The sequence below is a fragment of the Butyrivibrio sp. YAB3001 genome (assembly GCF_900112195.1).
Classification (GTDB): Bacteria; Bacillota; Clostridia; order Lachnospirales; family Lachnospiraceae; genus Butyrivibrio.
Genome location: NZ_FOKR01000028.1, coordinates 38893 through 48420 on the forward strand (window position 1 = coordinate 38893; position 9528 = coordinate 48420).

Below are 9528 nucleotides of genomic sequence, written 5' to 3' on the forward strand. Positions count from 1 at the left end.
ACGAAATGCCCAGCATAGTGTACATTTCTGTCTGAACAGTAACAATTACGCCACAAATCATTTCAGAGATGTTATATTTGCACCTCTCAGAGTACAATACATGTTCTCTCCTTCCATATATGTATCAAAAGTTCCGATAACACATATAGTATCCCCCTCAGAAGGATAATCATCAGGATAAGAATAGTCCTCTGTCAAAACAAACTCTATTCCTTGAGAACAGCAAGCCATCGCATCCGAAATAAAGCATGCAAAATAGTATTTCCCGGTACTTTCATCCAGATACGGAACAAATTGCCCCTTCATTTTCACAGTCTTACCTATATAATTTTCCGGATTTATCATCATACTATATACTTCCGAATATACCATAGTACTTGATAGGGCAGTTAGATCAACATCAATATCAGACTTCTTATCTTTTCCAGTATTTTCTTCAGGTCCTTGAACATCAGTAATAAGTTCATCATCTATGCCCACATTCGATTCGCCTATTACTATTGAAGAATCAGAGGAAGAATCAGAATCATATGTCATATCATCGGTATCTATTTCAGAATCATCTATCACCGCTTCATCTACAACTTCATCATTTGAACTACTTTTTTTCTCAGCATCCGATATTTGCTGGAACAAGACTTCTTCAACGCTGCTACTTTTTGCATATTTGCCTCTATCTTCGCTGTTTTTTCCGCATCCCATAGTAAAGAAAGACGTTGCCAGAATAATAAATATGAATGGCAAATTCCATTTCGTATTGTTTTTGCTAATAATCACTTTATTTCTCATGCCCGCGCTCCCCCGATTAGCATACCTGAAAAATAGCAAATCACAAATGCCACAACATCCACTGCAACTATAGTCGAACCCACAGGTGTTCCTGCAAGAATGGATATCATCATACCAAAAAATGCGCAAACAACAGATATAATTGCAGAAAACATCGTTACCATCTTAAAATTGTTGAACAAACGCATAGCAGATAGCGCCGGGAAAATAACAAGTGCAGATATTAAAAGTGATCCTACCAGATTCATTGCAAGCACGATAATAACTGCGATCACAACCGCTATAAGAAGGTTATATGTATCCGCTTTTGTGCCAACCGCCTTAGCAAAGTCCTCATCAAAGGTCACTGCAAATATCTTGTTATAGAAAAGAATAAAGATCAGAACCACAGACACAGATAATATCGCACAAATTAGAACCTCTTCTTTTGTCAGTGTAAGTATCGACGTTGATCCAAATAGCGTACTGCATACGTCTCCTGTAAGATTAGATGATGTTGAAAAGACATTCATAAGTAAATATCCGAATGCAAGCGCTCCAACCGATATCATTGCAATAGCTGCATCTCCCTTAATATTCGTGTTTTTGCCTGTTTTTAGCAGTAGCACTGCACACAAAATAGTTACCGGTAAAATAATAAACATCTTGTCAGTCATATTAATTACAGTAGCTATAGCCATAGCACCAAAAGCCACGTGGGAAAGTCCGTCGCCAATAAAGGAAAACCTTTTAAGAACAAGTGTAACTCCAAGAAGGGACGAGCAAAGTGCTATCAGTACTCCAACAATTATTGCATACCTCACAAAAGGATACTGCATATACATAATGATCTTTTCAAGCATAGTTCTTTTCCTCCACATGTTCAAAGTCAAAAAGGAACTTTTTGCCGGCACTACTTTTCAGATATTCCTCTTTAGAACCAAAAAACACTGTTTCTCCCATATGTAAGATATGACTTGAATATTGGACTGCTGCAGTAATGTCATGCGATACCATAATGATGGTAATCCCTTCGTTATTGAGTTTTTCAACCAGTGTGTACATTTCCGATGTAACATTCGGATCAAGACCGGCTACAGGCTCATCCAGAAGAAGAACTTTTTGTGTTGCGCACAATGCTCTGGCAAGTAATACCCTCTGTTGTTGCCCTCCTGACAGGTTTCTGTACGGTCTGTCTTTTATGTCAGTTATACCCATACGCTCCATGTTCTGCATTGCAAGCTTCTTTTCTTCTCTGTTATAAAATGGCCTTAAGCCGCAGCGTCCCTGGCACCCTGAAAGAACTATCTCCCTCACAGCTGCCGGAAAATCTTTTTGAATCACGGTCTGTTGCGGAAGATAGCCGATTTCATTCGCTTTAAGCCCATCAGCAAATTGAATTTGCCCACTTATAAGTGGCACTAACCCCAACAAAGTCTTCATAAGAGTCGACTTTCCGGATCCGTTATCACCAACAATACTTAGGTAGTCTCCTGAATTCACTGTGAAATTAAGTTCTTTTACGATTGAATGTTTATCATATCCCAAGGATATATTCGCTGCGGTTATCAAAGCCATGACAGATCCTCCTGATCAGTTTAATGCTTCCGAAAGCACCTTTAAATTATTCTCCATGATTTCCAGATAACTTGAGCCATTCTTCACATCTTTTGAAGTGGTAGCCTGCATCGAATCCATTGTGAGTATCTTTTGGTCCTTGTTCTGTGTATTCTGAATGATTGTCTCTGCAATCCTATGATCAGGTCCTTCAATTGTCATTACCGCACCCAGATTCAACTCATCGACTTTGTCTGAAAGGAATGTTATTGTCTCAAAACTAGCCTCTGTCTCTGCTGAACATCCCACAAAAGCAGCATAATATGACAAGCCATAGTCATCAACCAAATATCTGAATGGGAATCGATCTCCAAAAAGAACTGTTTTCTTGGCTGAAGCAGAAACAGCGTCCTGATATTTTTTATCAAGTTCATTCAACTTAGAAATGTAATCTTCAGCATTTTGCTTATATTTTTCCGCATTATCTTTGTCTACTACCTGTAGTGCATTTGAAATGCTTTCCGTAAGTTTCACCGCATTCTTAAGCGATAACCATACATGCTCGTCGTATTCTACTTCCTCCTCTTCTTCACTCTCTTCCTCTTCTTCCTCACCCTGCATTCCTTCTACAATCTCCTCTTCTTTTACACTATCTCCAAGAACATCAAGAAGATTTATAACAAACATATCCTTATTGGTAGATTCCTTAAGCGCATCTTCCACCCACTCATCTGATTCACCACCAACGTATATGAAAAGATCGCAGTTTGAAATTTTCATAATATCCTCAGCTGTTGGCTGATAACTATGAAGGTCAACACCGTTATCTAAAAGCATTGTCACTTCTGCATTGGCAGAATCCTTACCAATGACATTCATTACCCAATCGTATTCAGGGAAAATAGTAGTAACAATCTGAATCTTGTTACCAGCAGCAGAACTAGATTCACCCTTTAATCCGCATGCAGAAAGACAGCTCACCATTAAAATAGCAGCCAAAAGAACTGATATATATTTTTTCATAATTAAATTCCTCCGTTATTTGTTTGATTTCACAAAAAACACCTGTAAAAACTGTACGCAAACACAAACCGAGCATGAAACATGCTCAATTTCCGTACAAAATGCCCAATGCATGAATGAATATAAATCCACATCATCCTTAAACACATCGGAATCCATCGACAACTGATGACAGTGAAGCAGATTTAAATTTTAGCAAGCATATAGTCAAGTTAATATAAAACAGCTGCACTAGTCATACAAATGCATACACAATCAGAAATAACCATATATTACCTCAATTGTGCACACACCATTGATAACAGAAGATATTTAATTATTCATTCTCACTTTTGCGGAAACTAACGTATCAGAAAAAACGATACAATAAGAAATAATATAAGAACCAAAAATCAAAAATACCGGAACAAATGCCACCACTGCAAATAATGTACTGCCTCCGGCGCCGTGCAGGATATTCTCACACTGCTGTATACATGCACAGATTGGACAGTTCTCACCGGTGCAATCATGGTCAACGTGAGAAACAATAAAAATTGCAGAGAACAAAACAACAAAAAGCACCATGACAACCATGATACCTGCAAGCGCCCTATTTACTTTTGTCCCTGCACCATTTATCAATACTTTTCTCCATGTACAACCAAGACGTTGTTCCAAACACTAATATATTCATTCCGATTTGGAATGTCAATATGGGTAAATTTATGATTTTATAATCTTGCAAAAACTCCGTAAACCCTATATAAGAGTTTTACGGAGTTTAGATCATCCTCAATATTGCATTCCACTATTCATTTTCGATTTATACCAGTGGAGCAAGCAAGGAATAAATCATAAGGAAAACGCAAACCACACCAAATAATACTGATCCAATATTGAAAAATGCCAATGATGATAGTTCATTCATTGATACTTCATCTCTTGCTTGTTCAAATTTGATATCTCTCTTTATAAGAGTATAAATAATGGATATTACTCCAAGTACATACATAGTATAGGAAAAATACTTGTAAATCTCAGGTGCCAAAGGATATAGCACCGAAGATGAAGCGTTCACTATCATATGCATTATTATTGTCAGATAAATATTCCCTGACCGTACATAGATATATCCCAATATCAGACCAATTGCAAATGCATAAAAGAACTGATAAATATTGCAATGGAACAATCCAAAAGCAAGTGCAGAAAAGATAATCGCTGTAAGTTCACCATATCGGCGTGCTCTGTCTATAATAAGTTTTCTAAATACCAGCTCTTCAAATATAGGAGCAAGAACAGCTACCATTATCATCGTCAGTACACTTTCACCTGTAACCATGCTTCCAACAAAAGTATTTTCTGCTTTACCGCCTGATACTATAGCCGCAACAAAATCACTAAAGTATGAAAGTGCAGCAGTTATAGGGAAAATAGCAAATATTGATCTAATATACTGGCTACCTGTTACATGACCTTTCACTTTGGCAACAGAATCATTTGTAAGCTTCATAACAAATGCGCATAGAGGGCATGCAATAATGTACATTGAAACAATATTTATAATAGCAAAATATGTTTTGTCACCATAGACAGCCATTAAATCCATCTGTTCACGCGCTGATACCATACTTGCTATAACATTTCCAACAAATCCGCCAAGAATATTAGCGCCAAGTACTAGTGTAAGAAGGGCAAATCCAATTACAGTATAAGTCTTTTTGGCTTTATCCACTCTCTCATAATAGACACTCTGAACTATCTTCTCACTATCAGAAAGTTCATTTTCCACAGCTTCAGAATCATCTGACTTTATAGTATCTTTACCGGTTATGGCTGCAACGATTTCTGCAAAAATACCTTTTGTACCTTTTTTAAATAATCGATTCTTATATACTCTTCCCGTAAGAATTGCAAGCATAACAGTAAAAAACAGCAGCAGCAAAATGTAAACCAAAAATTCCGCAAGACCTATCTTACCTGCAAAAAGATCCCCGGGCAGAACGAACGCTGCTGACACCGGTATAATTCTTATTATTGCCAGTCCCAATTTTGAATTATCTGTAATACCAGGCACATACATTGCTGCAAAAAATCCTACAAGCATTGTCATCATTGACATGGCATTGGTTTGATTCAATTCTTCTGCTGTTGCTGCAAAAGAAGCATACAAAGCTGAGACAAAACAGTAAAACAAGAATGCAGCTAGAAATGCCAAAACTGTCAGAATCATTATCACCACAAAATTATGAGAAATGCTTCCTTCAGGCAACATATTCACAAAAGTAGAAATAATGTCTTTTCCCCTGTTTCCTGCAATATTTACTATGAATACATTACTTATTACATAACCTGTTGCACCGCATAATAACCATACAAATAACTGTATAACGGCTTCACAGAAGATTGCTATTACCTTTCCAAAGATTATTCCGGAAGACCCTGTAAGTGTCAGGAGATACTCCATGAGTTTAGATGTCTTCTCCATACTTACAACCTGTCCAATACTCTGACCATAGATTATTACAAGGAAATATAATAGTAGTATGACAACTGTCGGCGCTGCATAAGAAAAGAAAGAAAGCTCTTCTTTTTCATCTGCTTCTTCCGCTTCGACAACTTTAGCTCTTAGGTCACCAATTGCCATATTCAGCTTATCTTCAGAAACGCCGGTACTTTTAATCTTTGCATTTTCTATAGTTTCTTCGAAATCTTTACAAAAACCTTCAGCATCTTCACTTCCTATATTACTTGCATTTGGAATATAAACCGTTAGATTACAATTTTCTTCATCTTCTTTAATTTCCAGAACAATTGAATAATTTGCATTATCTCCAAGAAGGCTAGAATCTGATACCGCAGCCTTGGCATCAATGCCCGAAACCTCACTGATGTCTAAATACGGATAATCATCTTTATGCTTATCAATAAAACTCTTTGTATCAATTGATAATCCCGTTTCATTTATCACATATACAGCCTTCAGCTCATTCACCTTAGCATCATCATCAAAAGCGCCTGATACAAAAATATTAGTAAGAGCTGTTACCAAAAGAACAACTATGCCTACCATTACAGTTGACATTGTATATTTTGTGCCCTTAAGGGCTTGATTTAGAGTAAATTTAAATACCTTAAGCCAGTTTCTCATTCGACCACCTGCTTTTTCATAAGTGTAACTATATCTTTAAATTTTAGTCGATTGCCTTGGAATAATAGCATAGACTCATATACTGTTGCTGATAAAATGTATGTGACAACTACAGTAATAATCATGACAATAAGGGCAATCAATCCTTCCAAAATCCCAATTTTTCCTGTCAGTATAAGCGCAGGTGTCAAAAAAGCTCCGGTCAGCGGACATATCGCGCAGAAATCCTGAAATATTCCCACTTCACCGGTAGTAAGCATCATGATAACAAGAAACATATCCGCATAAGAGCATAATAACATCAAAAAGCTATAGAACTTCATAGCATCCTGCAGCTCATCAAGCTTCGATACACTTGCCCCGGTAAGTGCTCCAATTATTGTAAAAAGAATGACTCCCGCCAGGAAATAAATGACTGCAACAATTATTTTTGAAACAGTAATAGTCTCCCAAACGGAAGAAACCACAACAACATTGCTTGAAGATGTGCTTGCAGCCATATTATCAGACACTAAAAATGTGCAAAAAAGCTGTGACATAAAATAACATGAGTAGGCTGATAAAGTTGTAATAACCGTTTCAAGTACTCTCGCAACAATCTTACCGGCTAATAAAGCCATAGGCCTTGTTCCAACCATAAGATATTCAATAACTCTTGAGGATTTTTCCGTAGCAACTGAACTTGCAACATTACCAGCTGACAGATTTATGAACATAAGTACAATCATAAGACCTACAAGCATGATAATATATTCACTTAATGAAATACCTTCAGCATCCTCAGATAAAGAACCATCTTCAGCAGCTTTCATGACCGTAACATTAAAATCTTTTGAAAGATATTCATAATCCTTTTCGCTCACTTCAAGATTTTTTAGAATTTCTTCTCTGTAAAAAGACAGATATTCTTCCTTAAAACCATCAATAGCTGCGCTTTTCACATCAGACTTTTTTGAATGAGCAATAGTAACATCAAATCCAACTTCACTATCATATTCTGTTTTGATAACAATATTATTCTTCTCAGATTCTTTCGTAAGCTCTTTTACTGCATCATCATAGGACAATTTACCATCTGTTATAAAAGAAACATCAGAATACTTATCTTTCTTATTAAAAAGCTTATAATCTATAGCCAAACTGGTGTCATCATAAACATATATTGATTCTATCTCAGTTTTTTCAGCAGCATTTTCTTTAGCATTTTGCTCACCCTTTATATTTCCTACTATTACAAGAATAGGTGTAGTAAAAAATGCCAGGGCACACATTATTATAAGAAATACTTTAAAGCTGGACTTCTTGATTCCTGTCATAAATTCAAACAAAAAGACCTGCTTAAATCCCCTAAAATCACTTTTATTCACTTACAACTTCCTCCATCTTGTTCCCCATTGGATTCTGTGCATTATCTTCCACACCCTTACCAACACTTTCAATGAAAATTTCATGGAGTGAAAGTTCTCTAAGTTCGAATCTTACGACAGTTCTGTCTTCTTCATTCAACTGTCTAAGAAGATTCTTAGCTTCCATCTCATTCTTTACCTTGATCTGGATTCCTGCAGGTGTATCATTAATAACTCTAAGTCCAAGCGCACTGATAATATCTGAAATATCTTCATCGCACTTAACAAAGAGGTTAACTCTTCCATATGATTTTTTAATCTCATTCAGATTTCCCTGAACAATTGCTTTTCCTCTGTTAAGGATAGTAATATCCTCACAAAACTCCTCTATTACAGGCATCTGATGAGATGACATGATAATATATTTTTTCTTTTCAATTTCTTCACGAATCACGCTCTTAAATAGTTCGGTATTAACAGGATCAAGACCCGAAAGCGGTTCATCCAGTATCAAAAACTCAGGATCAGAAATCAAAGCAGCCATAAGCTGTATCTTTTGCTGATTACCTTTAGACAATTGCTCAGCCAAAGTCGGCTTAAACTTCTTTCCCTTTTTGCGCTCAGGGAAAAGATATTCCATAACTTCAAGCCTTTCTCCCCAATATTTGATTCTCTCCATAGCAACGTCTGTTGACAAACCTTTTAGTGATGCAAAGTATAAGAGCTGATCCATGATGGGATACTTTGGATACAAACCTCTCTCTTCAGCAAGATAACCAACATCCACTTTACGTGTATCAAAATTCTCTCCATTTAATAGGACTTCTCCGTGATCTTTTGCAAGTATACCCAAAATCATACGTATAGATGTTGATTTACCTGCACCATTAGTTCCTAGAAGCGCATACACGCCAGGTCCATCAAGTTTAAAGGAAAGGTCCTCAACTACCTGCTTGTCACCATATTTTTTTTGCAAATGTTTTACTTCAAATGACATGAAATTTTCCTCAACAATCTTTCTTATAATTTGACTTACGAATTTTGATTATATCAAAAAATACAGAAACCTCCAACATAAATGTATATACAAATGCCTTAATTTATAGTAATTTAGCAGAAACCATAATACAATTTTATGAAATCACCCTAAGAACAACAAAACATACTCTCCTCCATAGCAGATTGCTTATTATGTAATGGATATTTCCGCACAAAAACAAGCTGCAGACTTATATTCCCTTTAAGTCTGCAGCTTGTATCATCATTATTAATATGAAAAATGCCTAGAGTCGGAATCGAACCAACGACACGAGGATTTTCAGTCCTCTGCTCTACCAACTGAGCTATCTAGGCATAAAGTAATGAAAAACTATAATTATAACACTATGACTCCGACGAGAATCGAACTCGTGTTACCGCCGTGAAAGGGCGATGTCTTGACCGCTTGACCACGGAGCCGCATCAGACCGTTTCATACTTTAGTAACAGTCTTCCTTCTTTTATCAAAGTTTCCTTTGACAAGCTCCCCAAGTAGGACTCGAACCTACGACACTTCGGTTAACAGCCGAATGCTCTACCGACTGAGCTATTGAGGATTATTATCTTCTTGACTTGTACCTTCAAAACCGAACACTGACTAATCTAAATCCTTTTCCCTATACATCTTATCTTTTGGATAAGCCCTCGACCTATTAGTACACA

General features: G+C 36.6%; 8 protein-coding genes and 3 tRNA genes. All 11 read right to left on the minus strand.

Annotated features, from left to right (window positions below; translation table 11 throughout):
* Positions 1-57: 57 nt before the first annotated feature.
* Positions 58-789 carry a hypothetical protein gene (locus tag BM086_RS18955; protein WP_092331408.1) on the minus strand — a complete coding sequence of 244 codons (732 nt, stop codon included), beginning with the start codon at positions 787-789 and terminating at the stop codon, positions 58-60.
* Positions 786-1631: a metal ABC transporter permease gene (locus BM086_RS18960; protein WP_092331412.1), complete on the minus strand. Its 846-nt coding sequence runs from the start codon at positions 1629-1631 to the stop codon at positions 786-788. The genes BM086_RS18955 and BM086_RS18960 overlap by 4 nt, the downstream gene beginning before the upstream one ends.
* On the minus strand, positions 1624-2346 hold the full coding sequence (locus BM086_RS18965; RefSeq protein ID WP_092331416.1) for a metal ABC transporter ATP-binding protein: 723 nt from the start codon (positions 2344-2346) through the stop codon (positions 1624-1626). Before BM086_RS18965 ends, BM086_RS18960 begins: the two co-directional genes overlap by 8 nt.
* 15 nt (positions 2347-2361) lie before the next feature.
* Entirely contained in the window at positions 2362-3348 is a 987-nt protein-coding gene (locus tag BM086_RS18970) for a metal ABC transporter substrate-binding protein (RefSeq protein ID WP_092331420.1), read from the minus strand.
* A gap of 312 nt (positions 3349-3660) precedes the next feature.
* Positions 3661-3972, minus strand: a complete 312-nt coding sequence (locus tag BM086_RS18975; RefSeq protein ID WP_092331423.1) for a hypothetical protein — start codon at positions 3970-3972, stop codon at positions 3661-3663.
* 181 nt (positions 3973-4153) lie between these two features.
* A complete protein-coding gene (locus BM086_RS18980; RefSeq protein ID WP_092331426.1) occupies positions 4154-6481 on the minus strand; it encodes a CPBP family glutamic-type intramembrane protease in 2328 nt (775 codons plus the stop codon).
* Positions 6478-7848, minus strand: coding sequence for an ABC transporter permease (locus tag BM086_RS18985; RefSeq protein ID WP_092331431.1), 1371 nt, complete (start codon positions 7846-7848; stop codon positions 6478-6480). Before BM086_RS18985 ends, BM086_RS18980 begins: the two co-directional genes overlap by 4 nt.
* A complete protein-coding gene (locus BM086_RS18990) occupies positions 7841-8824 on the minus strand; it encodes an ABC transporter ATP-binding protein (RefSeq protein WP_092331435.1) in 984 nt (327 codons plus the stop codon). Before BM086_RS18990 ends, BM086_RS18985 begins: the two co-directional genes overlap by 8 nt.
* Positions 8825-9107: 283 nt before the next feature.
* Positions 9108-9180: transfer RNA gene (locus BM086_RS18995), tRNA-Phe, on the minus strand.
* Between the two features lie 33 nt (positions 9181-9213).
* Positions 9214-9285: transfer RNA gene (locus BM086_RS19000), tRNA-Glu, on the minus strand.
* Between the two features lie 64 nt (positions 9286-9349).
* Positions 9350-9422: transfer RNA gene (locus BM086_RS19005), tRNA-Asn, on the minus strand.
* Between the last annotated feature and the right edge of the window lie 106 nt (positions 9423-9528).